Origin of the sequence: Prevotella sp. PTAC (assembly GCF_013166535.1) — a bacterium.
Classification (GTDB): domain Bacteria; phylum Bacteroidota; class Bacteroidia; order Bacteroidales; family Bacteroidaceae; genus Prevotella.
The window spans coordinates 215195-240952 of the sequence record NZ_JABKKK010000002.1 but is presented as its reverse complement, the minus strand read 5'-3'; the positions used below and the strand labels follow the sequence as shown (position 1 = coordinate 240952).

At 50.3% G+C, this 25758-nt stretch carries 25 protein-coding genes; 8 read left to right on the top strand and 17 right to left on the bottom strand.

The window, feature by feature from the left end:
* Positions 1-19: 19 nt before the first annotated feature.
* Positions 20-883: a hypothetical protein gene (locus tag HPS53_RS02710; RefSeq protein ID WP_172204190.1), complete on the top strand. Its 864-nt coding sequence runs from the start codon at positions 20-22 to the stop codon at positions 881-883.
* Positions 880-2418, top strand: a complete 1539-nt coding sequence (locus HPS53_RS02705; RefSeq protein ID WP_172204188.1) for a PepSY domain-containing protein — start codon at positions 880-882, stop codon at positions 2416-2418. Before HPS53_RS02710 ends, HPS53_RS02705 begins: the two co-directional genes overlap by 4 nt.
* A gap of 127 nt (positions 2419-2545) precedes the next feature.
* Here the strand turns inward: HPS53_RS02705 and dnaE are convergent, their stop codons facing one another.
* Positions 2546-6262, bottom strand: a complete 3717-nt coding sequence (gene dnaE / locus HPS53_RS02700) for a DNA polymerase III subunit alpha (RefSeq protein ID WP_172204186.1) — start codon at positions 6260-6262, stop codon at positions 2546-2548.
* Positions 6263-6408: 146 nt separating this feature from the next.
* Between dnaE and HPS53_RS02695 the strand changes: the two genes are divergently transcribed.
* The 3 genes from HPS53_RS02695 to HPS53_RS02685 are packed head-to-tail and all read left to right on the top strand — an operon-like array spanning position 6409 to position 8192.
* Positions 6409-7098 carry a phosphatidylserine decarboxylase family protein gene (locus tag HPS53_RS02695; protein WP_104369521.1) on the top strand — a complete coding sequence of 230 codons (690 nt, stop codon included), beginning with the start codon at positions 6409-6411 and terminating at the stop codon, positions 7096-7098.
* 2 nt (positions 7099-7100) lie between these two features.
* Positions 7101-7811, top strand: a complete 711-nt coding sequence (gene pssA, locus HPS53_RS02690) for a CDP-diacylglycerol--serine O-phosphatidyltransferase (RefSeq protein WP_172204184.1) — start codon at positions 7101-7103, stop codon at positions 7809-7811.
* A 36-nt stretch (positions 7812-7847) separates the two neighbouring features.
* Entirely contained in the window at positions 7848-8192 is a 345-nt protein-coding gene (locus HPS53_RS02685) for a DUF4834 family protein (RefSeq protein WP_172204182.1), read from the top strand.
* Between the two features lie 336 nt (positions 8193-8528).
* Here HPS53_RS02685 and HPS53_RS02680 read toward each other — a convergent pair whose 3' ends face one another.
* From HPS53_RS02680 to HPS53_RS02630, 10 genes are all read right to left on the bottom strand, one after another.
* Positions 8529-8711: a hypothetical protein gene (locus HPS53_RS02680; RefSeq protein WP_172204180.1), complete on the bottom strand. Its 183-nt coding sequence runs from the start codon at positions 8709-8711 to the stop codon at positions 8529-8531.
* A gap of 226 nt (positions 8712-8937) precedes the next feature.
* Positions 8938-9642 (bottom strand): hypothetical protein, encoded by a 705-nt coding sequence (locus tag HPS53_RS02675; RefSeq protein ID WP_172204178.1) that lies wholly within the window; start codon positions 9640-9642, stop codon positions 8938-8940.
* 301 nt (positions 9643-9943) lie between these two features.
* Positions 9944-10231, bottom strand: a complete 288-nt coding sequence (locus HPS53_RS02665) for a hypothetical protein (protein ID WP_216651866.1) — start codon at positions 10229-10231, stop codon at positions 9944-9946.
* Between the two features lie 167 nt (positions 10232-10398).
* Positions 10399-10926 carry a hypothetical protein gene (locus tag HPS53_RS02660; protein ID WP_172204175.1) on the bottom strand — a complete coding sequence of 176 codons (528 nt, stop codon included), beginning with the start codon at positions 10924-10926 and terminating at the stop codon, positions 10399-10401.
* 86 nt (positions 10927-11012) lie between these two features.
* Positions 11013-11633 carry a hypothetical protein gene (locus HPS53_RS02655; protein ID WP_172204174.1) on the bottom strand — a complete coding sequence of 207 codons (621 nt, stop codon included), beginning with the start codon at positions 11631-11633 and terminating at the stop codon, positions 11013-11015.
* A gap of 31 nt (positions 11634-11664) precedes the next feature.
* Positions 11665-12012 (bottom strand): DUF3244 domain-containing protein, encoded by a 348-nt coding sequence (locus tag HPS53_RS02650; protein ID WP_172204172.1) that lies wholly within the window; start codon positions 12010-12012, stop codon positions 11665-11667.
* Between the two features lie 150 nt (positions 12013-12162).
* Positions 12163-13920, bottom strand: coding sequence for a lipopolysaccharide assembly protein LapB (locus HPS53_RS02645; protein ID WP_172204170.1), 1758 nt, complete (start codon positions 13918-13920; stop codon positions 12163-12165).
* Positions 13921-14229: 309 nt separating this feature from the next.
* Positions 14230-14940: a UMP kinase gene (pyrH, locus tag HPS53_RS02640; RefSeq protein ID WP_104369511.1), complete on the bottom strand. Its 711-nt coding sequence runs from the start codon at positions 14938-14940 to the stop codon at positions 14230-14232.
* A 4-nt stretch (positions 14941-14944) separates the two neighbouring features.
* On the bottom strand, positions 14945-15703 hold the full coding sequence (locus tag HPS53_RS02635; RefSeq protein ID WP_172204168.1) for a biotin--[acetyl-CoA-carboxylase] ligase: 759 nt from the start codon (positions 15701-15703) through the stop codon (positions 14945-14947).
* A 27-nt stretch (positions 15704-15730) separates the two neighbouring features.
* The gene (locus HPS53_RS02630) at positions 15731-16099 is read right to left on the bottom strand and encodes a YraN family protein (protein ID WP_172204166.1); all 369 of its coding nucleotides are present in this window, start codon (positions 16097-16099) and stop codon (positions 15731-15733) included.
* Positions 16100-16333: 234 nt separating this feature from the next.
* Between HPS53_RS02630 and HPS53_RS02625 the strand changes: the two genes are divergently transcribed.
* The gene (locus tag HPS53_RS02625) at positions 16334-16786 is read left to right on the top strand and encodes a nucleoside deaminase (protein ID WP_104369536.1); all 453 of its coding nucleotides are present in this window, start codon (positions 16334-16336) and stop codon (positions 16784-16786) included.
* Between the two features lie 43 nt (positions 16787-16829).
* Here the strand turns inward: HPS53_RS02625 and HPS53_RS02620 are convergent, their stop codons facing one another.
* The 6 genes from HPS53_RS02620 to HPS53_RS02595 form a co-directional block, all read right to left on the bottom strand.
* Positions 16830-17405 (bottom strand): hypothetical protein, encoded by a 576-nt coding sequence (locus HPS53_RS02620; RefSeq protein ID WP_172204164.1) that lies wholly within the window; start codon positions 17403-17405, stop codon positions 16830-16832.
* Between the two features lie 49 nt (positions 17406-17454).
* Complete coding sequence (gene folE, locus HPS53_RS02615) at positions 17455-18036, bottom strand: GTP cyclohydrolase I FolE (protein ID WP_104369507.1); 582 nt, start codon at positions 18034-18036, stop codon at positions 17455-17457.
* 4 nt (positions 18037-18040) lie between these two features.
* Positions 18041-18625, bottom strand: coding sequence for an SPOR domain-containing protein (locus HPS53_RS02610; protein WP_104369506.1), 585 nt, complete (start codon positions 18623-18625; stop codon positions 18041-18043).
* A 172-nt stretch (positions 18626-18797) separates the two neighbouring features.
* A complete protein-coding gene (locus HPS53_RS02605; protein ID WP_172204162.1) occupies positions 18798-20855 on the bottom strand; it encodes a BT_3928 family protein in 2058 nt (685 codons plus the stop codon).
* Positions 20852-21403, bottom strand: coding sequence for a DUF1599 domain-containing protein (locus HPS53_RS02600; RefSeq protein ID WP_104369504.1), 552 nt, complete (start codon positions 21401-21403; stop codon positions 20852-20854). Before HPS53_RS02600 ends, HPS53_RS02605 begins: the two co-directional genes overlap by 4 nt.
* 65 nt (positions 21404-21468) lie before the next feature.
* On the bottom strand, positions 21469-21924 hold the full coding sequence (locus tag HPS53_RS02595; protein ID WP_172204160.1) for a hypothetical protein: 456 nt from the start codon (positions 21922-21924) through the stop codon (positions 21469-21471).
* Positions 21925-22888: 964 nt separating this feature from the next.
* On the opposite strand from HPS53_RS02595, the gene HPS53_RS02590 reads away from it, so the two are divergent.
* Complete coding sequence (locus HPS53_RS02590; RefSeq protein WP_172204158.1) at positions 22889-24313, top strand: CCA tRNA nucleotidyltransferase; 1425 nt, start codon at positions 22889-22891, stop codon at positions 24311-24313.
* A 227-nt stretch (positions 24314-24540) separates the two neighbouring features.
* Entirely contained in the window at positions 24541-25743 is a 1203-nt protein-coding gene (locus tag HPS53_RS02585; protein WP_104369501.1) for an efflux RND transporter periplasmic adaptor subunit, read from the top strand.
* The last annotated feature ends 15 nt before the right edge of the window (positions 25744-25758 follow it).

The following is a 25758-nucleotide window of genomic DNA, read 5'->3' as shown; positions in this document are numbered from 1 at the left end:
AAGCACAATAACTTGTTTTATGGAAAGAAAAAATAACTGGTGGAAAACGGTAATGAGTTTTCTGTTGGTGCTGTTCATGATGCCTCTCGGACACGCACTGATGATAATGATGGAGCGGACGATGCCTCCCTCGGCCGTGCACGGCTGGGCTTTCGCCATGGGAGGCGCGGGGCTGGCTGTCGTGGTGGCGGGTGTTTTCGTCCGGGGCGACACCCGGCAGACGCTTCTCGGGCTTTTCGGCGGCCTGCTCTTCTGGACAGGTTGGGTGGAGTTTCTTTTTCAGTACTACGCCAACCGCTGGGGCACGCAGCCCGAGATTGTCGACGGCGAGATAGTCACCAAGCCCGAGTACCTTATTCTTCCGGCCACGTTCGGCCTGTGGATGATGGTCATGATGCTGTATGTCTTCTGCACTAAAACCGGTTGCGGCTTCATCAACTGGTGGCAACGGACGCTGTTTCGGGGGCGGAAGACGGAGATAGCGGCGCGCCCCATGACCCGGCACACGAGCATAGTGACGTTCATGGAGCTCAACATGATTCTCTGGACGAGCTATCTTCTGCTCATGTTCTGCTACGACAGCCGCTTCCTCGGCGACCGCCATCCCGTCACTTTCCTTGTCGGCGTGGGCTGTTTGGCCGGTGCCGTGCTGATGTTCCGCCGCCAGTTGCGCCTCGCTTCGTGGGGTGCCAACATACGGATGTCCATCGCCACGGTGATAGTATTCTGGACACCGGTGGAGATTCTCGGCCGCATGGACTTCTTTAACGAGATATGGGTGGAGCCGCATAAGTATGCGGTGCAGATGATAGTCATGCTCATCGCGTTCGTGTCGCTTGCCTTATATATGTGGGTTGAGGCCGTAAAGAAGAGGAAAGCGTGAGCAGGAGGACGTTGCATAAATGGACAGGGCTGGCCGCATGCTTCTTCATCGTGGTGTTTTGTGTGTCGGGCGTGTTGCTGAACCACCGCCGGGCCATTGCCGGATTGAGTGTGAGCCGCGGCTTGCTGCCCTCCGTATATCGCTTTCAAGATTGGAATAACGGTTTGCTTCGCGGCACATTGGTCTGCGACGGCCGCTTTGACTGTGGCAAGCACTCGCCCGATAGTGCGGGGCGGGTGCTTGTCTATGGTGCCGGCGGGGTGTTTCTGGTGTCCGGCGAGCCTTTTGTGGCGTTGGACAGCCTGCCGGCGGGGCTATGCTCCGCCGTTCGCGTGACCGACTTTAACGACGGCTTGCCGTGTGGCGCCGATATGCGTAACATCCGTTCGATGGCGCGCGCGGCCTCGGGCACACTCTATGCGCTGTCGCCTTTCGGCCTTTTCATGCGCGGAGAGCGTGGCGGATGGTCGCAAGTGGCCCTGCCGAATGGCGGCGAGCGGCTTTCCAACATGGTGGTGTCCGGCGACAGCGTGATTGTCGTGGGACGCTCGTGCCTTTATGTTTCCGGCCCGGGCGGCAGCGGGTTCCGCCGGGTTGTATTGCGTGCTCCTGCCGGTCATGATGGCACGGTGAGCCTCTTTCGCACGGTATGGATGCTTCACAGCGGCGAATTGTTCGGCCTTTCGGGGCGTTTGGTGATGGATTTGGTCGCCGTTGTGCTTGTCGTTCTATGTATTACGGGTGTGGCTTATTGGCTGTTGCTCGGTGTGTTGAGGCGTGGAAAGGGTGGCGCGTGTATTTCTTCGGCATTGAAAAAGATGCGGCGGGTGCACGACTATGCCGGCCGCAAGACCCTGTATCTGTTGCTTTTGGTGGTTGTCACCGGGTGGAGCCTGCGCCCGCCTGTCATGATAGGATTGCTGTCGTGCGATGTTCCGGCCGTACCGTTCACGTCGTTGGACAGTGGCAATCCTTGGACGGACAAGTTGCGGATGCTGCGCAGGGATGATGTAGCGGGCGACTGGATGCTCTCCACGTCGGAAGGCTTTTACTCGTTAAAGGAGTTCGGGAGTGTTCCCGAGCCGTTGCGCGAAGCTCCCGCTGTCAGTGTGATGGGCTTGAACGTGCTTGAACGTGAGCCGGGAGGCAACCGTTGGCTTGCCGGCTCGTTCTCGGGGATGTACCTTTGGGACAGGAGTACGGGGCGCATTACCGACCGGTTTACCGGCGACAGTGTTTCGCCCGAGCCGGGGCCTCCATTCGGCAAGCATGCCGTGAGCGGCTATTCAGCCGATATATGTGTGCGTTCGGCTACCGGCGAGCCGGTGCCCACGGTAGTGGAGTATGATAACGGGACATCAGTGATCGGACAACCGGAATGCCTTTCCACGTTGCCAATGTCGCTGTGGAACGTGGCTCTCGAAGCGCATACGGGCCGGATATACACATCTTCCGGTGTGTTTGCGCTCCTGTTTATATTTGTCATGGGCATACTTGCGGCTGTTTGCCTGTGGAGCGGCAGGCGGAGGAGATGATGATAATGTCTGTGTGAAGGCTTTTTTGAGTTTTAATGGAATAAAAAACAGATGGTCGTGAGCTTTCGTTCACGACCATCTGCTTTATTTGTTGCCTGATGTTTGAAATGCCGTCGGCGTTCGTCCGTCAGTTAATCTTATAGTCGAGCACGTTCTTGTTCTGCTCGATATAGGCTATGAGGTTTCGCTTTACGTCTACCGTCCGGTTGCCGCTGCGTAGCAACACGTGGTTCTTGCCGCTCGAATCGTGCAGGCGGAAGAACAGTTTGGTCTGTCCGGGGTTCTCGTTTATGATCTCGTTCAGTTCGGTAACGATCTGGTCGTTCAGCTCGTCTGTTAGAAGTGAGATGGTTATCCGGTCGATGGCCTTGTCTTTCACGGACTGTAAGTACTCGATGTTTTGGAGGCGAAGGTCGAAGAATTTGCTGTCGCGGTAGCGTTGCTGGCACTTCGCTGTCATGTAAATGGTGCATCCTTCCTTGAACATGCCGTTCCAGCGTCCCCATTCCTCACCGAAGAGTGCCAGCTCGCCGGAGCCTTCGAAATCTTCTATCGTCACGAAACCGCATGGCTTTCCGTTTTTCGTGAACTTCGAAGTGACAGCCGTGACGATACCTCCCATGATGATGTCTTCCCGGTCTTGGAGTTGTGAAATGTCCGATAGCTCGCTGCATTTGGTGTTGCAAAGATTGTCAAGTATTATCTTGTACTCGTCGAGCGGGTGCGCCGATATGTATATACCGACAAGATCCCGTTCCTTGTTGAGCCGCTCGATATCGCTCCACATCTCGCCCCTTATTATCGGCGGGGTGGCAATCTCCACTTCGTTGTCGCCTCCGAAGAGCGAGTTGCGCATCTGGTTCATCTCCATTTGGAATGTCTGTCCGTAACGTACGAAGGTATCTATGAATGCCTCGCCTTTCGGATTTTTGGCAAAGAAGTCCTCGCGCCTGATGCCGAAGCTGTCGAAACCGCCGCTGAGCACGAGCGATTCGACGCATTTCCGGTTTACGGCGTTGAGGTTGATACGCTGTATGAAGTCGAAAATGCTCTTGTAAGGGCCGTTCGTTTCGCGTTCCGATATGATGGCGTCGGCCGCCGTTCCGCCCACGCCCTTTATGGCGCTGATGCCGAACCGGATTTCCCCTTTCTTGTTTACGCTGAACTTCTGGCGGCTCTCGTTCACGTCGGGGCCGAGCGTCGGGATGCCCATCGCGCGGCATTCGTCCATGAACTTGGTGATATCGTTTATGTTGTCGAGACTTCGGCTCATGATGCCAGCCATGAATTCGGCCGGGTAGTGCGCTTTGAGATATGCTGTCTGGTAAGCCACCCACGAGTAGCACGTGGCGTGACTCTTGTTGAATGCGTATGAGGCGAACTTCTCCCAGTCGGACCATATCTTTTCAAGTACTTTCGGATCGTGGCCGTTTGCCTTGCCGCCTTCTATGAATTTAGGCTTCATGGCATCTACGATGGCTTTCTTCTTCTTTCCCATCGCCTTGCGAAGGGCGTCGCTCTCGCCTCTGGTGAAGTTGGCGAGTTGTCGCGAAAGAAGCATGACCTGCTCCTGATAGACCGTAATCCCGTATGTGTCTTTCAGGTACTTCTCCATGCAGGGGATGTCGTATTTAATCTCTTCGCGGCCGTTTTTGCGCGCGATGAACGACGGGATGTAGTCCATAGGCCCCGGACGGTAGAGCGCGTTCATGGCAATCAGGTCCTCGAAGACCGACGGCTGCAGCTCGCGGAGATACTTTTGCATGCCGGCGGACTCGAACTGGAACGTGCCTATCGTGCGGCCTTCGCAGTAAAGCCGGTATGTCAGCTCGTCGTCTATCGGTATGTTGTCGAGATCTATCTCCACACCGTGCCTCAGTCTGACGTTCTCCACGGCCTCTTTGAGCTGTGACAACGTTTTGAGGCCGAGGAAGTCCATCTTGATGAGGCCGGTCTCCTCGATGACGTGTCCGTCGTATTGCGTGCAGAGCAACTTGTGGCCGGGATTGCTTTTGTCTTCGGCCGTAGACACCGGCACCCAGTCGCTGATGGCATCGCGGCATATAATCGTTCCGCAGGCGTGTATGCCGGTGTTTCGCACTGTGCCTTCGAGCATCTTGGCGTATCTTATCGTCTCGCTTTCGAGTTTGTTGGCGCTGGCTTCCGCCTCTCTCAGTTCGGGGATTACGCTTATGGCATTGGCCAGGTTCATCTTCAGGCCGTTGGGCAGTTTGTCGGGGATAGCGTTACATAGCTGTTTGCTTCGTTCGAGCGGCAGTTTCTCCACGCGCGCCACATCCTTGATGGAATTCTTGGTTGCCATGGTTCCATAGGTAATGATATGCGCTACCTTGTCGTGCCCGTACTTGTCTTCCACCCATTCGAGCACACGACCGCGGCCGTCGTCGTCGAAGTCGGTATCTATATCGGGGAGCGAAATTCGGTCGGGATTGAGGAAGCGCTCGAACAGGAGGTCATATTTGATGGGGTCTATCTTGGTGATGCCGAGGCAATAGGCCACCACCGAACCGGCAGCCGAGCCGCGCCCCGGACCGACCATCACCCCCAGCTCCTCGCGGGCGGAGTTGATAAAGTCCTGCACGATGAGGAAGTAGCCGGGAAATCCCATCGTCTTCATTATGTGCAGTTCGAAGTTCACACGTTCCTTCACTTCGTCAGACAGTGGCGTGCCGTAGAGCTTGTACGCTCCGTCGTAGGCCAGTTTGCTCAGATAGTCGGCCTCGAACTTGATACGGTACAGACGGTCGTATCCGCCCAGTTTCTTTATTTTTTTCGCTCCTTCCTCGGGCGGAAGCGGATTTTGGCCGTTCTCGTCCGATGTGAATTCGTCATACAGTTGCTGTTCCGTGAGTCTCGCACGGTATTCTTCTTCCGTGCCGAACTCCTCGGGGATTGGGAAGAACGGCATGATTGGATCGTGGTCTATCGAGTATGTCTCCACCTTGTCGAGTATTTCGCAGGTGTTGGCCAGCGCTTCGGGAACGTCGGAGAACACCTCGTTCATTTCCTCCCTGGTCTTGAACCATTCCTGTTTCGAATACAGCATGCGTGTAGGGTCATCGAGATCTTTACCGGTAGACAGGCAAAGCAGACGGTCGTGTGCCTCGGCGTTCTCCTCGTCTACGAAGTGGCTGTCGTTCGTGCATACCAGTTTCACGCCGTGCTTGTGGGCCAGTTCGATTATAACCTTGTTGGCTCTTTGCTGTAAAGGAAACGTCTCACGATTGGCCTTAATATCGGGGCGCTTTACCTCATGCCGTTGCAATTCCAGGTAATAGTCGTCGCCGAATACCCGCTTGAACCATAAAATGGCTTCCTCGGCACCCTTTATGTCATCGTTAAGAATCTTGGCGGGCACCTCGCCTGCGATGCATGCCGAGCAGACGATGAGTCCCTCGCTGTGCTTTTCCAGTTCCACGTGGTCCGTTCTCGGTCGTCCGTAGAAGCCCTCTACCCATGCTTTCGACACCAGTTTAATAAGGTTGTGATAGCCGCGTTCGTTTTTCGCCAGCACCACAAGGTGATTACCGCCTGAGTCTCCCGCAGACTTGTCCTTGTCTGTAAGCCGTCGGCCGTTGCGCACCACATACATCTCACAACCGAAAATAGGCTTGAACGGTTCCTCGCCCTTGTCCTTGCGCTTGCCGTTGACGCCTTTGCAGTAGTTGAAAAACTCTTTTATGCCCATCATGTTGCCGTGGTCGGTGATTGCCATTCCGCGCATACCGTTGCCCACGGCCTTGTCCACGAGCTTGGGGATGCTCGCCTGGCCGTCAAGGATAGAGTAGTAGGTGTGAACGTGTAGGTGTACGAAATCTTGCATGCGGTATCTTTGTCTGTTCCTGATTTTTGAGGCGTAAAGTTACGCTTAAAACCTGATACAGCCAAAGAATAAAGGTAAAAAGTTTGCGGGGTAAGTAAAAAAAGAGTACCTTTGCAAGGCATATACATATAACCTGAAACTTACTGATGGATAAAAGACTTAGGAAACTGAAAAAGATTAGAATACATCGTGAAGGAACAAACACTCTGACTGTAAGTCTTATCTTGCTCATAGCCGTGGCTTTTCTGCTGTGGCGTTATGTCGATTGCAAGGTGCCGTTCGCTGCGTTTGTGTGCGTTTTCAGTATTGTTTGGATGATTGTGCTCAACTTCTATCGCTGCCCGAAACGTTTTTTCGAGGGCAGCACCGAGCGTACTGTTGTGGCACCGGCAGACGGTACGATAGTGGTGATAGAGGAAGTTGAGGAGAACGAGTATTTCCATGACCGCCGTTTGATGATATCCATCTTCATGAGTCTCTTTAATGTGCATGCCAACTGGTTCCCCGTGGACGGCAAGGTGAAGTTTGTAAAGCATCGCAACGGTAATTTCCACAAGGCCTGGCTGCCAAAGGCCAGTGAGGAGAACGAGCGCGCCGACGTGATGATCGAGACCCCCGAGGGCGAGCAGGTGCTCTGCCGGCAGATAGCGGGTGCCATGGCGCGCCGCATCGTCACATACGCCAAGGCGGGCGAAGAGTGCTTCATCGACGAGCATCTCGGTTTCATAAAGCTCGGCTCCCGGGTGGATGTGTTCCTGCCGTTAGGCACCGAGGTGTGCGTGAAGATGGGGCAGAAGACCACCGGCGACCTCACCGTAATAGCAAAAATGAAGTGACAATGGCCAACAGTATCACACGGCATATACCCAACGCGATAACATCATGCAACCTCATGTCGGGGTGTGTGGCAGTATACAACGCCTTTCTCGGATGTTACGAGACGGCGTTTCTTTTTATAATAATTGGTGCGGTGTTTGATTTCTTTGATGGAATGAGCGCGCGTTTGCTCGGTGTATCGTCGCCAATAGGCAAGGAACTTGACTCCCTTGCCGACTGCGTCACCTTCGGCGTGGCTCCCTCGGCAATCATCTTCACCTTTCTCGACACCGTGGCCTATCCGCAGTCTGTCGGTGCCATAGCACCTTTCGTTCCCTACGTGGCTTTTGTCATGGCCGCTTTCTCGGCCTTGCGCCTTGCCAAGTTCAACCTCGACGAGCGGCAGACCACCTCTTTCATCGGCCTGCCCACTCCCGCCAACGCGCTCTTCTGGGCGTCGCTCATCGTAGGCGGAGGCAAAGTCATCTCGTCGTCGCCGTGGGCGGTGGCCGCCGTTGTGCTGATGGTGTTCGTCAGCAGTTGGATTCTCGTGGCCGAGATACCCATGTTTGCCCTCAAATTCAAGACGTGGGGGTGGAGCGGCAACGAGGTCAAGTATATCTTCATCGTCACCTGCGTGCCGATGCTTCTGTTGCTCGGCATGAGCGGTTTTGCCGCCGTCATAGCGTGGTACGTGGCCCTGTCGGTGTTCACATCGCGCCGCAAGGCATAGTCACCAAGTCTTTATCACCCCATGTTGCAAGGCCTGTTGTTCATATTATTGTTGGTGTTCGTCATCATTGCCGTGGCGGCCATGGTGGTGGTACGTATTGTGGCGAAAGGTCTCGGCATGTTTCGCGACGCGGCACGCGCTGCCACGGGCGATTTCACCGGAGGCAGCCGTGCAGGAAACCGCAACGGCGACCGACAGCGTGCCGGCGGCAGATCGTCATCGTCGGCATGGAACGGCATGAACGGCGGAACAGCCGGCGCACGGACACACACCACCGCCTCGGGTACAACCATTATCGACAACCGCGACCCCGCGACCGCCGACCGTAAGATATTCGCCGACGGCGATGGTGAATATGTGGACTTCGAGGAAAGCGTTTAACGGTAAAAATGCATTTTTACCGTTAAAATTCTCTTGCATTCCGCTTTAAAATTTTGTATATTAGCAACGGATATTTTGTTTTGAGACAATTGAAAAAGTATCAAAAAACAAAGAAAAACAAGTGTATGCCGTTTATATATTTGCATAAATATTTACTCATGGCGTATAAAAATACAGTTATTGTATTGTGATTTTATTTTTACATATCACTCATTACGAAACAGTTGAATAATCAAAAGCCACCGTGCCGGTTTTCTCATAGTCCGAGGCCGAGATATATGAAACTATGGTGTCCGATGTATTCTGTCCGAGAGTGAGCATAGCGGCAACCCACGCTCAGCAACCCGTGCGATGAAGACTTGCCTGTTTGCAGAACGACGCTCCTATGTTCGGCTCAATGCCGATACACAGGTTTTTCGTCGTGGCGTTGGGGTTGCACTGTGCCATAATGCTCGTCGGCAGCATGGCCGCCAACAGCAGTATGAAGATCATTTTCTTCATGTTTTCTTGTCTCTTCATGCCATTATGTTTATTGTTGTTATCATTTATATATTCCTCGGCACTGTTTTCACCATGTTAATGCGGTGTGATATTATAACAGTGAGTATTCCATATCTCTTGTCAAACTGTATAGTTGTCGTGGCTTATTGTCTACAAAAGTACGAATAAACAGCGGAAAGCGCAACAATCTAAAGTATAAAATGTTACTGCCGTGCAGCGGAGAGTATGTATCTTGCTGTTGCAATCATCTGTCGCGCGCAGCAAATCGCATCGTGTCGAGGGTGAGAATGACGACAATTACCAACGCTAAGGCGATGCAATATACAAACGAGGCTTTGCCCACGCTCCGGTATATGTATGGCGAGCACAAAGCCAGCGGGACGGCCAAGAATGTCATGGGCAGATATTTTTCCCTCTCTTCGGGCATCAGTGCTTCCTCGCTTGTCATCAGGTAGAAACCGATGAGGAAAGCCACGGCCGCCAGCGAGAGAAACACTACGTCGAGAAGCGACGGGTATCTGAAATTGCATATCACGATGACGGTGTATGCCAGTGCCGTGAGCGCAATCTCGGTGTACACTATCCACGTGTTCCGGTGTTCTATGGGGTAGTACCTCTTTGGCGGGTCTTCACGGCAAACATACCGCATCATGTCTGCCAAGGGCACGCAGATAAGTATCATGCACAATTGCAGATGCTCGGAGTCGGCGAATGCCGCAACCATGAACACGCCCCCGGCGACGAAGGCATCGCCCGTGAGCGTGAGGTGGGCGAGGTTCTTGTTGTCCGATTTCAGGAAGCAGGTAGACAGGTATATGGCCATGCTTGCTATCAGCGTGAACCGGGTGAAGAGCCATAACGGCGTGTCTGGCGTGAAGAACCACGTGATTATTATCAAGAAAAACGTGAAGAATAGCGGCATGAATATTCCGGGATTTGATATTCTCATTGTGGTTAAGGGTATTTGTTTGTTTTACGATTGATTGGCGAAAGTGAGGCCGCCGCATGTCTGCATGTAGATAGTGTAACATCTTTATTGGTTATGGCGGCAGGCTGCGGGGCCTCACTTGGTGTTTATGGTATCGGTATTATATAAGGTTAGAACCTGAAACCGCATTCTATAAACACGCAGTAGGTGTCTTGAATGCCCGGTGTGTGGTATGATGTGTGCCTGAAACCGATGCCCGTGACAGGGGCGGAAACGGATTTCCGCTGATAGTAGTACAGGCCTACGTCGTATGAAGTGAATTTCAAATCATTGCCTCCCAGTGTGGAGTTGATGGAAGTGCGGATGTCGAGCGACTGCCCTTCGGGTACGTATCTCGTGCCGTTTTTCTGCCGGAAGACCCTGTATCCGATGCTTCCGCCAATGACATCGGGTGACGAGAAGAGGTTTTCACGTCATTATTGTTATACAGTGTCAGTGTCGGTTTCCAGTTGAACGCCACAGACAACTTTTTTATAGGCTCAAAACCCAATGTCAGGTTTAGTGCTCCGGCTTCGGTGCCATGCTGCCTGAAACTTTCGTCTAACTTCAATTCGGTGTACAAGCCAAATCTGGCCACTTCATCTTTCCTTTTCTTCTGCGTGCAGAAGAAAAGGAGCTGCTATCAGCAGGGCTGTCAATATAAATTTGTTCATGGATGAATGCTTTTTGTTTTTGTATTTATTAGTATTGATATCTTTTTATGATTATATTAAATAATCATAGTCCGAAACCAAGTGCGAAATAGATGAAATTATGGTGCCCGATGTCTTCTGTCCGCGAGTGGGCATAGCGGTAGCCTACGCTCAGTGAGCCGTTCGACGACGATTTGCCTATTTGCGGAACGAAACTCACCGATACGTCATAGAACGTATTTTTCCAGTCGGCGTGCCCTATCGTGCTTCCCATTTTGGCTTTCATCTGCCAGTGGCTTTTGGCGTTTTTTACGAATTGGTATGCCAGTCCGCCGGCGAGTCCCGTGTTCGAGAAATACGTTTTCACGTCGTCCATCTTGTAGTAGTTGTATGTCTGCTCCACGCTTCCCACGATGTTCAGCCGCCCTTGTATGCCCAAGTAAAGGTCGAGGGCATAGTTGTTCATCCTCATCCCCTTGTTGCCGAACGACGCTCCTATATTCGGCTCTATGCCGAGGCATAGGTATTTCGTCGTGGCGTTGGGGTTGCACTGTGCATTTCCGCTCATGGGCAGCATGGCAAGAAATACTGATAAAATAAAAAAATGCTTCATGTTATTTTTTTTATGCAGTAGTCATATAGTGTTCATAACACAATATCATCATATAGTGTTATGAACATTATCGGTGTATATGGCTATTATTCAAAATAAATACGATATCCGCCATTTGTACCAAGACTGGGGTTATATTGGTAATCACCTTTTTTCATTGTAAGTGAGGTTGGCATTTTTTCAATATGGCCTGCATAAACAGGATTTCCTATACTATCTAATTCGATTTTGTCCGCATGAATTTTATCGTATGTGCCAGTCAAATTACAATCAATATGCAAATTTGGTATCTCTTCGGGATTGATATCTTTTAGCGGTTCAGATAAGAATAAATCTACAAATTTTTTCCCATTTTCGTCTTGTTGCAAATAGGTTGTAACATATTTTTTATCGTATGTTAATTTGGTGTTTTTAGGGAACCATTCAAAATTGCATAATCCGAAGCCTCGGCAGTTTCTGCTTGTTCTTCCCCATTCAGACCATCTGCATATAACTATCGTAACGTTATTTTTTTCAGAATAATCTGGGTTTACTTTATCAGTGCGAGTTTGGGAATTATTAAGTGCCAACTGATCATTTAATGACATATATTTAAATGTCCTTGCAACTTCATCCGATGGCTCGGTATCATTATTTACGTATTCTTCATTGCTGCAAGAAGCAAGCATTACTACTGCGAGCATAGTGCTCATTAAAATCTTTTTCATTTTGTTGATTTTTAAATTGATTATAATTTGTTTATTCAAAATATCCGTAAACGTATTTATCATTATAGTAAATCTCGATAGTGAATTTGTCGTTTTGATATTCTTCGGGAATGCTTAATGTGGTTTCTGCCGGGTTTATCATTTTCTTTTTATCATAGATAGTGTTTCCGGTGGCATCTTTTATTATAATATGTGCATTATATATAATGGTGTCTGTGCTGATGGTAACTTCGTCTTTGTCGTACTTTACCGTGGGGACTTCAAAGCGATGTTGGTCAGTTTTTGGAATATCCCAATGTAGTTCAACTGTTTTTCCCTGTGCGTGCATGCCCATACTTGTGATGATTGCCATGCAACAAATCATAAATTTCTTTTTCATACTTTTATTTTTTCGATTTCGTTTGATTTCTGATTTCGATGCAAAAGTATGAATACGAAAAAAGAATGCCAACGAAACGCGTTGACATTAAGTTGACAATAGCCGTCAAGAGTTGACAGGTTATTGACAAACGAGAGTTAAATTATTGGTTTACAGAGATTTGATGAAAGCGTCAAAGTCTTTTGCGGTTCCGTCGTTTCCGAATAGTTTTTCTTGCAACCGCTTTCTGGCTTTCGATATTCCGCTGGTGGAGAGGCTCAGTAGGGTTCCTATGTCTTTCACCGGGATGTCGAGTCGGATGAGCATGCAGATGCGATATTCCTGCATGCTGATGTCATGATATTCGTAGATTGTGCTGCGGAAATTCTCGATTTCTGCATTGATTGTCTCGTCGAGTGCTTTCCATTCATCTACATGCAGCACCTTGTCTGCCTTTGCCCGCTGAATGATTGTTTTATATATTTCGGTATTTGCGAGTCTTGCTCTTGCCGCCTCGTTTCTTGCTTGTTTGCGTTTCGCGTTTTCGTTGGCGAGTATCAGGTCTGCCTTTTGCTGCTCTATCTTTTCCGTGAGGCTTTTGTTTTCGTTGGCGGTGGAGAACAGTTGTTTTTCCAGTTCGGCTATTTTGGCTTTGTTTTCGTTGATGTATGCCTCGCTTTGCTTGAACAGTTCCGTTTTCATTCGTTTGAATTTCTCGGTCTGCTCCTTGCGTTTTTTGACGTTTCTGATGATGTATATTGCGAGAATTCCCGATATTGTGCAGATTATTATGTAGCTGAACAGAATGATGTTCAGCTGCGATGCATTTTCGGCTTTCAGCTCCAAGTTCTCTTTTTCGCGCAGTTTATAGTTATATAGTGAGCTCATTCTAGCCACAGATTCGGCGGCGGTGATTTTAAATATGGAGTCTATATGGGTCTTGGTTAACTGCATATATTTCTCGACGTTGATATAGTCACCTTTATTCAAATAAATTTTGGCAAGACTTTCGCTTGCAGTTTGTTTTGCGTGCATAGTACCAATGTCTAATAACTTCATGGAATATTTATATGCGGAATCATATTGGTTAGTTTGCATATAAATATTGACAGCCATATTATAATCATGGCTTTTACTTTTATTCTCATTGTTATATAAATTGGCTTTGAGCAGTTTTAGAGCAGTATCATAGTCTTGTTTTTTTATATATAAATTGGTTATAGATGAATTTATATCATTTATTATTTCATGATTATTTATTTTTGTAGCAAAAGACATTGCCTTTTTGAAATATATAAGGCAACTATCTAGACTTTTGTTGTATCTGTGTATGTCTGCAATATCTCGTAAAGAATATACCATGTTCACGGTATCTTTTAGAATGCTATCGTATTTATATGCTTTCAAATGTGCTTGTAATGCTTCTTCATAAAGATATTGTTGCCCGAAAATAAATCCCTCTTGTGCGCTAATATTGCTCAGGAGCCGATAGTTTTTGCTGTCTTTCAGCGTTTCTTCCGCTTTTTGGAAAAACTCGATGGCGCGTGGAGCATCCTTTAAATCTCGGTAAACGCTTCCGGCATAGTAGTATGCCTCGGGCAGAAGCCGGCTGTCGCCGCCATTCTCGTAATATTCCACAAGTTTGAGAATAGCACTGTCCGACGTGTGCGTGGCGTATGCCTTGTCGGCCGCTTTGATGCGCAGCAACTCGTAGTACATCCGCTCATGCTCGGGAGCGGCCGCCATTGCGCTGCTGATAGAGTCGAGCATGGCCGTCGCATCATTGGGATTTACGGATGTAAGACTGTCCGCCTCAACCAGTTCCCGGCGGTATTCGGGTGCCGAGCAGGCGGATAAAACTACCGTGGCTACTGCCGCTGCCACTATATATAATATGTATGTGCGATGCGAATAAAAACGTTTTGACATATCGTCAACCATAAAGAATCATTACACTAAGTTGCAAAATTAATATATTTTTCGGATATAAGCAATAAAAGATGAGTATAGTGAAACCTTTTAGGCTGTGCGAACGGAAATACACGGGATATGGAGTTGAGGCAAAAAAGAAAAGGGGAAAGCCGGAACGGCTTTCCCCGATATTTGCGGCCGTTTGCCCGCCGATTGGCAATGTGTCGCTTATTGTTTGTAATTTGTTTTGCTTTCGGCTCACATTCCGCTGCTTGCGGCAGCCTCGTCGGGTGGGCATCATACCGTGAATGTGCGTCGGCAAGGTTGTCAGTTGTGTACCAGCGTGCCGATAGGCTCGCCGTCCATCACCTTTTTCAGGTTGCCGACAACGTCCATGTTGAACACGTATATCGGCAGGTTGTTCTCCTTGCACATCGTGGTTGCCGTGAGATCCATTACCTTTAAGCCGCGGGTGTAAATCTCGTCGTATGTTATCTCGTCGAACTTGGTGGCCTCGGGGTCTTTCTCAGGGTCTGCGGTATAAATACCGTCGACACGTGTTCCCTTCAACATCACGTCGGCCTCGATTTCTATTCCGCGCAGCGACGAGCCGGTGTCGGTGGTGAAGTAGGGACTGCCCGTGCCTGCCGAGAAGATGCAGACGCGGCCTGCTTCCATGGCCTCGATGGCGCGCCACTTGGTATAGAACTCGCCTATCGGCTCCATGCGGATCGCCGTGAGCACGCTGGTGCGCACGCCGATGGCTTCGAGTGCCGAACTGAGTGCGAGCGAGTTGATTACCGTTGCGCACATACCCATCTGGTCGCCTTTCACCCGGTCGAAGCCTTTTTGAGAGCCGCTGAGGCCCCGGAAGATGTTGCCCCCGCCGATTACGATGCCTATCTGCACTCCCATTTCGCTCACTTCCTTAATCTGGCGGGCGTAGTCGGCCAGCCGTTCGGGGTCTATTCCGTAGTTCTGGTTGCCCATGAGGCTCTCGCCGCTGAGCTTCAACAATATTCTTTTGTACTTTGCCATAATGTTATTTGTTGTTTGATTGATTGCTGTTTATGATGAAAGACACCTCTTTGAAGGCGTATTCGCGTCGCTTCCCGTCTGCCGTAGCGAGCGTTAGCATGCCGTTGGGACTTACTGATTCTATCGTGGCGTCAAACTCTCCGTCCTTGTCCCGGTATGCGTGGATGCCGTGTCGGCGGTATAATGCCTCCTTGTACATGGCGTGTATGTCATCGTGGTGTCCGCCGTCTATCATGTCGAGATATGCCGACAGGCGTCTGATGAATACTCCGAGAACCTCCATTCGGTCGGCATCCTTTCCGTTGATTACCGCCAGTGACGTCGGGTTTGGAGCGTCGCCGGCAAACAGCCGCTGGTTTATGTTGATGCCTGTGCCTATTATGCAACTTGTGACGAGGCCGTGGGCGATGGTGCATTCGGACAGGGTGCCGCTTATTTTGCTGTCGCCGTGATACACGTCGTTAGGCCATTTGACGCTGATGCCGTCCGTGTGTCGTTCCAATGCGTCTTTTACAGCCAACGATCCCGCTTCGAGCAATACGAACTGCCGGCGTGCCTGTACATTTTTCGGATATGCCTTGACGGCGAGCAATAGGTTCTTTCCGGCTTCGCTTTCCCACCGGTTGGTGCCTTGGCCCCGGCCGGCGGTCTGGTTTTCGGCGCATACCACTGTCATGCGGGTTCCCTCTTCGCCACGGTAATACCGCAGGAAATCTATCGTCGAGCCGGTCTCTTCGATGAAAATAGTCTTTATATGTTCCATTGTGTGGGTTTCTCTGCCGTTCTTATATCAGTAAGGCAGCGGGGTGAAAGCGTCCTCGATGTGGTTTATACTGTATTCGCCTCCGCTGGCTCCGGTGACGGCAATGATGTCGAAACGTATCGGGGCGTCTATTCCATGTTTCTTCACGAAAGCGTTTGTCGCCATTGCCAGCGAGCGCATCTTGCGGCTGTCGACGGCCGTTTCCGGTTCCGTCAGTGTGTTTCCGGCTCTTGTTTTAACCTCGGCTATCACCAAAGTGTCTCTGTCTACGGCTATTATGTCGATGTCGCGATGTCCGAACCGCCAGTTGCGACGCATGATACCGTACCCTTTTTGTTCGAGAAAGTCGGCTGCGACGCGTTCTCCCCATTGCCCGAAATCATTGTGTTCTGCCATCTGTCTCGTTCTTTTTATATGTTGTCCGATTTGTGGATATGCTTGTAATGCGTTTGTAGCGGCTTATCGGCAGGCGGACGGTTGGTTTGTTGTTTATTATTGCAAAAATAGCATTTTTATCCCGTTCGTCAAAGAATTTGTATTACTTTTGTATCAGATAAGTTGTGCCTTGGCGACCAATGCTGTCCACATCGCTTAGGCCCACTTGTCGCAGTATATAAAAATAATATGGATATGACGGCGGAAGAGCAACTTAAAGAAGACGAGAAGTATATGCGCAAGGCCATTACAGAGGCCGAAGAGGCACTCAAAGCCGGCGAGATTCCCATCGGGGCGGTGATAGTGTGCAAAGGGAAGATAATATCGAGAGCACATAATCTCACCGAGACTCTTAACGACGTGACAGCCCATGCCGAGATGCAGGCCATTACATCGGCCGCCAATATGCTTGGCGGCAAGTATCTCACCGGATGTACTTTGTATGTGACGGTCGAGCCGTGTGCCATGTGTGCGGGTGCTATCGGGTGGGCACAGATACCCCGTATTGTTTATGGCGCGCCCGATGAGAAACGCGGCTATAAAAAACTTGCCCCCGGTGCGATGCATCCGAAGGCAGAGATAGTCACCGGCGTGCTCGGTGATGAGTGCGCCATGATGATGAAAGAATTTTTCCGCAGTCTGAGATAGGGCGTCCGTTGTCGTGCGGGGTGTGTAAAGGGTGTCTTGCGTCTCATTCGGCGCTGCCGTCGCCTTGGTAGGTATTGTAAGTGTTGCCAAGGTCGGGGTTGGTGCCGAAATACTCGTCATCGTAGTTTGTCTCGATAATCTTTTGGTTGTATTCCTTTCTTACCGGCCCCACGGTCATCACAATATCGTTGTAGCTGACAGTTGGGATTACTATTCCGAAGATGCCTATTGCCACTCTTGTGCCCTCGGGGCGGAAGTTGTTGTGTACCCGTGCTGTCGAGTAGAATGTGTGTCTGTATACTTCGAGACGGTTGTATTTGTCGAAGTCTTTCAGGTTATTTATTATCGAGGCAGAGTCACTGTCGGTGAAGATAGCCGTGAAATTGCGTACCACATCATCGATTCTATCATTTTTCGAGAGTTTGTTCTCGTTGATACACTGGCTTATTCCGTCGGCCGTGTTGTAGATCATGTCATCCTCGGTCGGAACCGACAGGTTGGCGAATAGTAATCCGAAGGCGACAATCACCGCCATGATGATGAGCTTCCCGAGACAACTGTGGTAGAATAATTCCGCGAAAGTCTCTTTTTTGTATGTGCCTCTGTCTGCTTGATACATGTCCGTGTGTTTTAAATGGTTGCCGATTATTGTTCTGTTCAGGCCCGCTTTACTTGCTGTGTATCAGGTTCATGAATTCCTGCCGCGTCTTTGCCTGGTTGAATGCCCCGCTGAAATCGCTTGTCGTCGTCACGGAGTTCTGTTTCTCCACGCCTCTCATCTGCATGCACATGTGGCGTGCCTCCACCACGACCATCACTCCGAGCGGGTGCAGTGTCTGCTCGATGCACTCCTTTATCTGCGATGTCATTCGTTCCTGTACCTGCAATCTGTGTGAGAATATATCCACCACGCGTGCTATCTTGCTCAGTCCGGTGATATATCCGTTGGGTATATATGCCACGTGCGCTTTGCCGTAGAAAGGCAGCATGTGATGTTCGCAGAGTGAGAAGAAGTCAATATCTTTCACTATTACCATCTGGCTGTAATCTTCTTTGAACAAGGCGTCTGTCAATACCTTGTTGGCGTCCATTCCGTAGCCTCTTGTCAGCACCCGCATGGCCTTTGCCACGCGCATAGGTGTCTTTACCAGGCCTTCTCGCTCAGGGTTTTCTCCGAGCAGTCCGAGAATGCTTTCGTAGTGTGAGGCCAGTTTGTCGAGGCTCTCACAGTGTTCTGTTTCCAAGTTCATTTGATTAATATTGTACGCTGATTTTTCCTTTCACTATCGATGCCTGCTTGTACCCGAGTCCTTGAATGGCTTCAAGCATGCGGTGCGCCTCCTCGTATGTCTTGTAGTTTCCCACACGGCATATCCAGCGTGGAGAATAGAAATGCACATATATTGACTCGTCAGGGAATGCCGATTTTATTCTGTTTCCTGTTTTTTCGGCGTTCTGCCTGTCTTGCCTGGTGTTGCCGCCGGCAAATGCCTGCACTCTGTATCCGGTAACCTTTCGGGTTCTAGACGTTGTCGTTCGTGGTGCCTCGCTCTCTGTCGCTACGGTATTCCTGGACGCTGTGGTTTCGGTGTTGACCTTTCCTGTTGCCGGCATGCTTTCCGTTTTCCGTGCCATCGGCATACTTTTGCTGCCGGATGTGCTTCTTGACGGTGCGGTTGCCGTTCTCGGGCCGTTTACCAGATTGCTCACAGCCTCGTCCTGTGTCACGGTCACCACACCCTGGCCGGCGGTCTTCTTTTGCAGCCTGTCGATGAATGTCTGTGCGCCGGCCGTGGCGGCGAAGCATGAAAGGAGTGATATTATAATCGCTTTGCGCATTCTTTGCAGAGTTTTTATGGGGTCGGGGTTGGGAATGTTTCGAGGGTTGTGAATGGCGGATATAGGATGAAGATATGAGTGGTACCGGGCATGATATCCCGTCACGCATGCCTCATTCCTGTATCCTCCATTTTCAATCCTCGAAACAGCAAGTCTTCACCTTCCTCCGTTGTTAGTTGAACGCGTCGATGATGCCCTTGAAGTCGGCTGCTTTCAATGATGCGCCGCCGATCAGTCCGCCGTCGATATTCGGCTTGGCGAACAGTTCGGGAGCGTTGCTTGCCTTGCAGCTTCCGCCATAGAGGATGGTTGTGTCTTCAGCCACTTCTTTGCCATATTTATCAGCCACAACGCTGCGTATGAAAGCGTGGATCTCCTCGGCCTGCTCTGCGGTGGCAGTCTTTCCTGTGCCGATAGCCCAGATAGGCTCGTATGCGATGACGATGTTCTTGAACTCGTCGGCTGTCAGGTTGAATACGCTGCCTTCCAGCTCGGCTTTCACAACCTCGTTCTGCTTGTCGGCCTCGCGCTCTTCAAGGCTCTCTCCGATACAGAAAATCACTTTCAGGCCGTTCTTCAATGCGAGCAGTACTTTCTCTTTCAGTATCTCGGGAGTCTCTCCGTAGTATCCGCGGCGCTCTGAGTGGCCGAGTATCACGTACTGTGCTCCGGTGCTCTTCACCATCTCTGCCGATACCTCTCCGGTATATGCTCCGCTCTCCTTGTCGGCGCAGTTCTCGGCACCGAGGCCGATAACGTCCTGATTGAGGAATTGGGCGATGCTTGCCAGGTGGATAAACGGGGTGCAGATGACAACGCCACAGTTTGGCTTGTCAGTAGTAAGAGTGTCGTTCAGCTCCTTTGCCAGTGCGATACCGTCTTGCAGGTTCATGTTCATTTTCCAGTTGCCTGCCACAATTTTTTTTCTCATTTTCTTTTGTTTTAAGAGTTTATATATTTTATTCGAATTTTTCTTTCTTTTCAGCCACTTTGTCCATGCCCATAGCCTGTCTGCCAGAGTGAGGACGAAGAGTGGCAGAATGTACCACATTATTATGAATGCCACCTTTCCGGTGGTCGAATGCTCGTTTGTGTTCCCGGCCCTTATGTTGTCGAGAATGCCTGTGAGCGAGTTCTCGTCCGGCAGGTCGTTGCAGCTCCATTTTCCTGCCACGGTACCGTTTTCGATGAGTATCAGCCCCGGGTTGCTCCTTATCATGGTCTGAAGGGTTGTGGGGTCGGTGGTGCAGAACGGATATTCGGCTCCCGTGATGGCCTGCCACCTGTTCATGGCTTTCTCTCCGCTTGCAGTCAGGCAGTAGAAAGGTATGTCGTTTTCCTCGGCATATTCGTACACGGCGTTTATCATGTCGAGCCGGCTGTCGTCTGCCGTTTCCAGATGCGGTGCCGCGAGCAGGAACGTGAATCCCTTGTCGTTGAGAACCCTGTCGGTTATATCTTCGTTGCCGTCTCTCGTCACTATCGAGAAGTCGTGTATCGGTGGTATGTATCCCTCGGCCGTCTGTACAGTCTTGCTGTCTACGAAAGTCCATGTGGAATCGGGATAGCTGTCGAGTGTGAACTCTTTTCTCTCACCGTCTTTTTCCATTATGAATGTTGTCTCGAATTGCGGGCCGGTCTTTCCTGGCGGCATTTCCATGCCCTGTCTGATATTCGCCCCGATACGATATGGGCGGAAGTCGAACGGCGGCAGGTAGTACAGCGAGTAGCCCGAGACGAACAGGATGAACACCACCGTGTAGTTAATCACTATCCATTGATTGCTCTTGCCTATCAGTCTCACCACTGTGAGCGGTCGCCGCCACATCACGAATGCCGCGCCGAGCAGCACCGTGTTTTTCCAGAATGTCTGCCAGTTGGTCAGTTTAACTGCGTCGCCGAAGCATCCGCAGTCGCTCACCGGGTCCGCAACGGCTATCCACAGCGTGAACGGAGTAAATGCGGCCATGACGGCAAGCGCCACTTGCGATGTCAGTTTGCGGCGTATGGCGAACAGGAACGCTATGCCGATGGTGAACTCGGCCGCGGCCAAAATCACGGCCGCCATCATGGCGATGAAGTCGGGGATGTATCCCGCCAGTCCCATTGCCTCGGCATAGTCCGTTATCTTTATCTGCGTGCCCGTAGGATCCACGGCCTTGACAAATCCCGAGAATATGAATGTCACGGCGAGTAACAGGCGGCAGGCGTTTACTGAAACTGCTCTCACTTATCGCTCAGTTTGATCGCTCCGAATACGGCGTAGTTTATTATATCCATGTAGTTCGAGTCTATACCCTCGCTTGCTATCGTGTCGCCCCCGAGATTCTCAATCTCCTTGATGCGCTCGATCTTCGTCAGTATGAAGTCTGTGTAACTGCTCACGCGCATCGACCGCCAGGCCTCATCATAGTCGTGGTTCTTGCGTTTCATGAGTTCGAGCGCTTCGAGCGCGTGCCGGTCGTAGTGCTCCATGGCCTCGCCGGCGGTCATGTCCACAGTGTCGGAAAATCCCTTTTCGAGCTGTATCAGGCCTATGATTCCGTAGTTTATCAGCGCTATGAACTCCGGACGTATGTCGTCACCCACTTTCGATACCTTTTTTATTTCAAGGCTGCGTATCCGTTTTGCCTTGATGAACAGCTGGTCGGTGAGCGATGACGGTCTGAGTATGCGCCAAGAGGCACCGTAGTCGTGCAGTTTTTTGCCGAACAGTGAGCGGCATTCGCTTATCACCTGTTCAAACTGTCCGTCGGTGTTTGTTTCGGTTGTTGCCATTGTGAGTGATTGTTTATTCGCTGCAAATTTATTAAAATATTACGAAACAGCCAAATCGGGGTTTCTCATTTGTCGTTTTGCAACTGCCGGCGGTGTATGTATCTGATTTTGGCAAACTGTGTGTCCATCACGATTTTCATGGAGTCGCGCTCTATTCTTCTCCTTGTCAGTTCGTCTATCTGTTCCTGTGTGGCGTAGGCTCCGCTTTTCTCCACCGCTTTTCTCATCACCTCATAGTCTCTGCTCGCTATCTGATACAGCTTGTCTGCTTCCTCGGCGTCTTCCTGCGCTTTCTTCAAGGCGATGCGCTGTTGCAGTTCAAGCGCCTGCTTGCGCACCTCAATGGCGTTGGGATATATCTTTCGCAGTGAGTCGATGGCATCGAGCGCAATGTCGTAGCGTCCGTGCACGAAGTCGTAGTTGGCGCTGTCGAGCAGTTTCTCGGCTTCTTTTTGTGTGCTGTTACATCCGCAGACGGCTGCCGCAGCGGCGAGCGATATGATAAGCGTTTTCGATTTCATTGTGTATGAGCTTTTTGGTAATGTCCCGCAAAATTAATCATCTTTTCCCGATTATCAATGCCTGTGCGGTCATTTTAAGAATAAAACTTCGTTTTTTTATTGTTTTTTATTTAATGTGTGTCTTTGTCTTGTTGGTGTTGTATTTTGTTACGGTGTATCGTGAAGTGTATCGCGATGACATTTTGTTTCCATCGCTTTTTTGCGTATATTTGTTCTCGGCAAATCGCTTTAAAAGCGTTTCTGTCGTGATAAATATTTACAAAAGTGTTGGATAAATATATGGTTGATATTGGAATGTGTATAAATATACGGCTTTTGACGGCTGCGATTTTTGATAATCGCGATATGGTGGGGTCGTCACCGTAGTAATATGTGTGCGGTTTAGGCATGAGGGTATGTGCTTGTCTCTCTGGTCGTGAAGCCGTTTTTGCATATGCGGTCGTATTATAGGCGAATTGTCCAAAGGCTCCCGGTGCGTGGCATCGGGAGCCTTTTTGCGTTTATACCGATATTTTCGTGCTGCATTAGGGTGCTTATTGCGTTGCGTTTGGATACTTGTCGCATTCCGTTTAGACGCTGAATGCATTGCATTGGGATACTGGTTGCGGTATGACGGGATGCCGGTTGCGGAACAGTGGCGTTTTAATTGTTTTCATGTTGTGTGTATATCAAAAAACAAAGGATATTTCGTTGCTTTTCTTCCGGTATTGCATGTTTATGCACTTCGGTGTCGTGATGTCCTGTGTGACTGTTTGTTTACAAAACGTCGTTTTTATGGCAGTCTGTGTTTCATTTGCCTTGTGTGTTGAGAGGATAATGGTGCCCTGTGTGTGAAATATTGTTTTTGCGTGGTTGAAAAAGTCTTTTCTTTTTGGCTATGTCATATATAATGTGTACTTTTGCAACCTTATTCACGTTTAAAAGAACAAGGTGCGTTGGTGCCTGAACGAGTGTATTCAAGGAAATGAAAATACTTACTGACGAAGAACTGGCGGAAGTGCTCGACAGAGAGATATTCCGCAAGATTTCAACCGCTGCCGACAAGCTCGGAGTGGAGTGTTATGTGGTGGGCGGATACGTGAGGGACCTGTTTCTCGAACGTCCGTCAAACGATATAGATGTGGTTGTGGTGGGCAGCGGCATCGAGGTGGCGTCTGAGTTGAAAAGGATGCTCGGTCGCAAGGCCCGTCTTTCGGTATTCCGGAATTTCGGCACCGCCCAGGTGAAATTCGGCGACATGGAAGTGGAGTTTGTGGGCGCGCGCCGGGAGAGCTATAGTCACGACTCGCGCAAACCGGTGGTGGAAGACGGCACGCTCGAAGACGACCAGAACCGCCGGGACTTCACGATCAACGCCATGGCCGTGTGCCTGAACGCCGGACGGTACGGAGAGCTGGTAGACCCGTTCGATGGCATTTATGACCTTGAAGAGCGCACGATATGTACCCCGCTCGACCCGGACATAACCTTCTCGGACGACCCGTTGCGCATGATGCGCTGCATACGGTTTGCCACGCAGCTGAACTTCATGATAGAGGAAGAGACGTTCGAGGCTCTCGAACGAAACGCCGACCGGATAAAGATCGTGAGCGGCGAGCGTATAAAAGACGAACTGAACAAGATAATGATGACAGACACGCCGAGCCGCGGTTTTGTTGACTTGCAGCGTTGCGGACTGCTCAACATCATATTGCCCGAGCTGGCTGCGCTCGACATAGTGGAAACGAAGAACGGCAGGTCGCACAAGAACAATTTCTACCATACTCTCGAGGTGCTCGACAACGTGTGCCGGCGCTCTGACAACCTGTGGCTGCGATGGGCCGCGCTGATGCACGACATCGGCAAGACACGCGGCAAGCGCTGGGATGCGGCTCAGGGATGGACGTTTCATAACCATAATTTCATAGGGGCGAAGATGGTGCCTCAGACTTTCCGCAGGCTGGCATTGCCGCTGGATGCCAAGATGAAATACGTGCAGAAGCTCGTGGACCTGCACATGCGGCCGATAGTGATTGCCGACGAGGTGGTGACCGACAGTGCCGTGCGCCGTCTGATGAATGATGCCGGCGATGACATAGACGACCTTATGACACTTTGTGAGGCCGACATCACGAGCAAGAACCAGGTTCGGAAGAAGTGTTTTCTCGAGAATTTCCGTGTTGTCCGCGAGAAGCTCGCCGACCTGAAAGAGAAAGACTACAAGCGGATGCTTCAGCCATGTATCGACGGTAACGAGATAATGGAAATGTTCGGTCTCGGCCCGTGCAGGGAAGTGGGCGCTCTGAAACAGGCTCTCAAGGATGCCGTGCTCGATAACCGGGTGCTTAACGAGCGCGAGCCGCTCATGCGCCTGCTTATGGACAAAGCGAGGGAAATGAGGCTGGTATGATTGCATGGAGCGTGCCTATGTTTAGTTACAAATCCTTAACTTGTGAATAATTATTGTTAAATTAAAAAGCTGAAATCGGCCATATAATATAATTATGACTATATTTGCAACCTGGAAACTCAACAGGTAAAAAAAGTTTTCTTACCTGTTGCGTTTAATTTGATTGTCTGTTAAGGAACTACCCTGTAAAGCAATAATAGTAAATCAATAGTATATAAAAAGAAAGTATGAAACAGAAGAAGATGTTTTTCTTGGTGGCTTTGGCTGCGGTGCTTGTCTCTTGCGGAGGCGGCAAGAAAGGCGGCAAGCCCAATTTCGGTGACAATGAGTATGCTGTGAGGACAATCCAGGCACAGCAGGCAATGTTGTCAAATTCATATCCGGCCACAATCAAGGGTGTGCAGGATGTGGAGATCCGTCCGAAGGTAGCAGGATTTATCACAAAGGTGAATGTTCATGAAGGTCAGCAAGTGCGCAAGGGGCAGGTGCTCTTTGTGATAGATAATGTCACTTATGAGGCTGCCGTGCGCCAGTCTAAGGCCTCTGTAAATGCGGCCAAGGCCCAACTTAACACGGCCAAACTGACATACGAGAACAGTAAGAAGCTGTTTGAGAACAAGGTGATAGGAGATTACGAACTGCAGTCGGCCGCAAATACGTACGAGTCGGCACAGGCCGCTCTGGCACAGGCCGAGGCCGGATATATATCGGCAAAGCAAAATCTCGACTTCTGCTATGTGACAAGTCCGGCAGACGGCGTGGTGGGCGAATTGCCATACAAGGTGGGAGCGCTCGTCAGCTCGTCCGTTCAGCAGCCGTTGACAACCGTGGCCGACATCAAGACCATGCAGGTGTACTTCTCCATGACGGAGAAAGACATCATGAGCCTGTCCAGGGCAGCCGGTGGAATGACCGCGGCAGTCAAGGATTTTCCGGCGGTCAAGTTGCAACTGGCCGATGGAAGCGTGTTCGGACACGAAGGACATATCGCGGCGATAAGCGGAGTGATAGACGCTTCGACGGGAGCCGTGCAGGTTCGTGCTGATTTCGCCAATCCTGAACATCTGCTCAAGAGCGGCGGTTCAGGCTCTGTTATCATCCCGCAGACCAAGCAGGGTGCGATCGTTGTTCCTCAGGATGCTGTGACACAGGTACAGGACAAGTATTTTGTATATGTCGTGGGCAAGGATAACAAGGTGAAATATACTCCCGTTACCGTAAATCCGGATAACGACGGCAAGACTTATATAATAGAAAACGGCGTGAAGGCCGGACAGTCTATTGTCGTTTACGGTGTGTCCGCACTGTCTGACGGACTTGAAATAAAACCGCTTACCGAGGCTCAGTATGCAGAGAAATTGCAGAAAGCCGAGAAACTCGGCGAGGCCCAGGGCGACCTCAGTGCGTTTAAGAAAGCAATGGGAATGTAAAACCGATTATTAGAG

Excerpts from the sequence above, each read along its gene's own strand:
- HPS53_RS02620 (WP_172204164.1), bottom strand. The coding sequence starts at position 17,405 with ATGTATCAAGCAGACAGAGGCACATACAAAAAAGAGACTTTCGCGGAA.
- HPS53_RS02680 (WP_172204180.1), bottom strand. The coding sequence starts at position 8,711 with ATGAAGAGACAAGAAAACATGAAGAAAATGATCTTCATACTGCTGTTG.
- HPS53_RS02630 (WP_172204166.1), bottom strand. The coding sequence starts at position 16,099 with ATGGCAGAACACAATGATTTCGGGCAATGGGGAGAACGCGTCGCAGCC.
- HPS53_RS02635 (WP_172204168.1), bottom strand. The coding sequence starts at position 15,703 with ATGGAACATATAAAGACTATTTTCATCGAAGAGACCGGCTCGACGATA.
- HPS53_RS02675 (WP_172204178.1), bottom strand. The coding sequence starts at position 9,642 with ATGAGAATATCAAATCCCGGAATATTCATGCCGCTATTCTTCACGTTT.
- pyrH (WP_104369511.1), bottom strand. The coding sequence starts at position 14,940 with ATGGCAAAGTACAAAAGAATATTGTTGAAGCTCAGCGGCGAGAGCCTC.
- folE (WP_104369507.1), bottom strand. The coding sequence starts at position 18,036 with ATGAACTTGGAAACAGAACACTGTGAGAGCCTCGACAAACTGGCCTCA.
- HPS53_RS02585 (WP_104369501.1), top strand. The coding sequence starts at position 24,541 with ATGAAACAGAAGAAGATGTTTTTCTTGGTGGCTTTGGCTGCGGTGCTT.
- HPS53_RS02650 (WP_172204172.1), bottom strand. The coding sequence starts at position 12,012 with ATGAAAAAGAAATTTATGATTTGTTGCATGGCAATCATCACAAGTATG.
- HPS53_RS02625 (WP_104369536.1), top strand. The coding sequence starts at position 16,334 with ATGACGGCGGAAGAGCAACTTAAAGAAGACGAGAAGTATATGCGCAAG.
- dnaE (WP_172204186.1), bottom strand. The coding sequence starts at position 6,262 with ATGCAAGATTTCGTACACCTACACGTTCACACCTACTACTCTATCCTT.
- HPS53_RS02595 (WP_172204160.1), bottom strand. The coding sequence starts at position 21,924 with ATGAAATCGAAAACGCTTATCATATCGCTCGCCGCTGCGGCAGCCGTC.
- pssA (WP_172204184.1), top strand. The coding sequence starts at position 7,101 with ATGGCCAACAGTATCACACGGCATATACCCAACGCGATAACATCATGC.
- HPS53_RS02645 (WP_172204170.1), bottom strand. The coding sequence starts at position 13,920 with ATGTCAAAACGTTTTTATTCGCATCGCACATACATATTATATATAGTG.
- HPS53_RS02610 (WP_104369506.1), bottom strand. The coding sequence starts at position 18,625 with ATGCGCAAAGCGATTATAATATCACTCCTTTCATGCTTCGCCGCCACG.
- HPS53_RS02600 (WP_104369504.1), bottom strand. The coding sequence starts at position 21,403 with ATGGCAACAACCGAAACAAACACCGACGGACAGTTTGAACAGGTGATA.
- HPS53_RS02695 (WP_104369521.1), top strand. The coding sequence starts at position 6,409 with ATGGATAAAAGACTTAGGAAACTGAAAAAGATTAGAATACATCGTGAA.
- HPS53_RS02710 (WP_172204190.1), top strand. The coding sequence starts at position 20 with ATGGAAAGAAAAAATAACTGGTGGAAAACGGTAATGAGTTTTCTGTTG.
- HPS53_RS02590 (WP_172204158.1), top strand. The coding sequence starts at position 22,889 with ATGAAAATACTTACTGACGAAGAACTGGCGGAAGTGCTCGACAGAGAG.
- HPS53_RS02655 (WP_172204174.1), bottom strand. The coding sequence starts at position 11,633 with ATGAAAAAGATTTTAATGAGCACTATGCTCGCAGTAGTAATGCTTGCT.
- HPS53_RS02660 (WP_172204175.1), bottom strand. The coding sequence starts at position 10,926 with ATGAAGCATTTTTTTATTTTATCAGTATTTCTTGCCATGCTGCCCATG.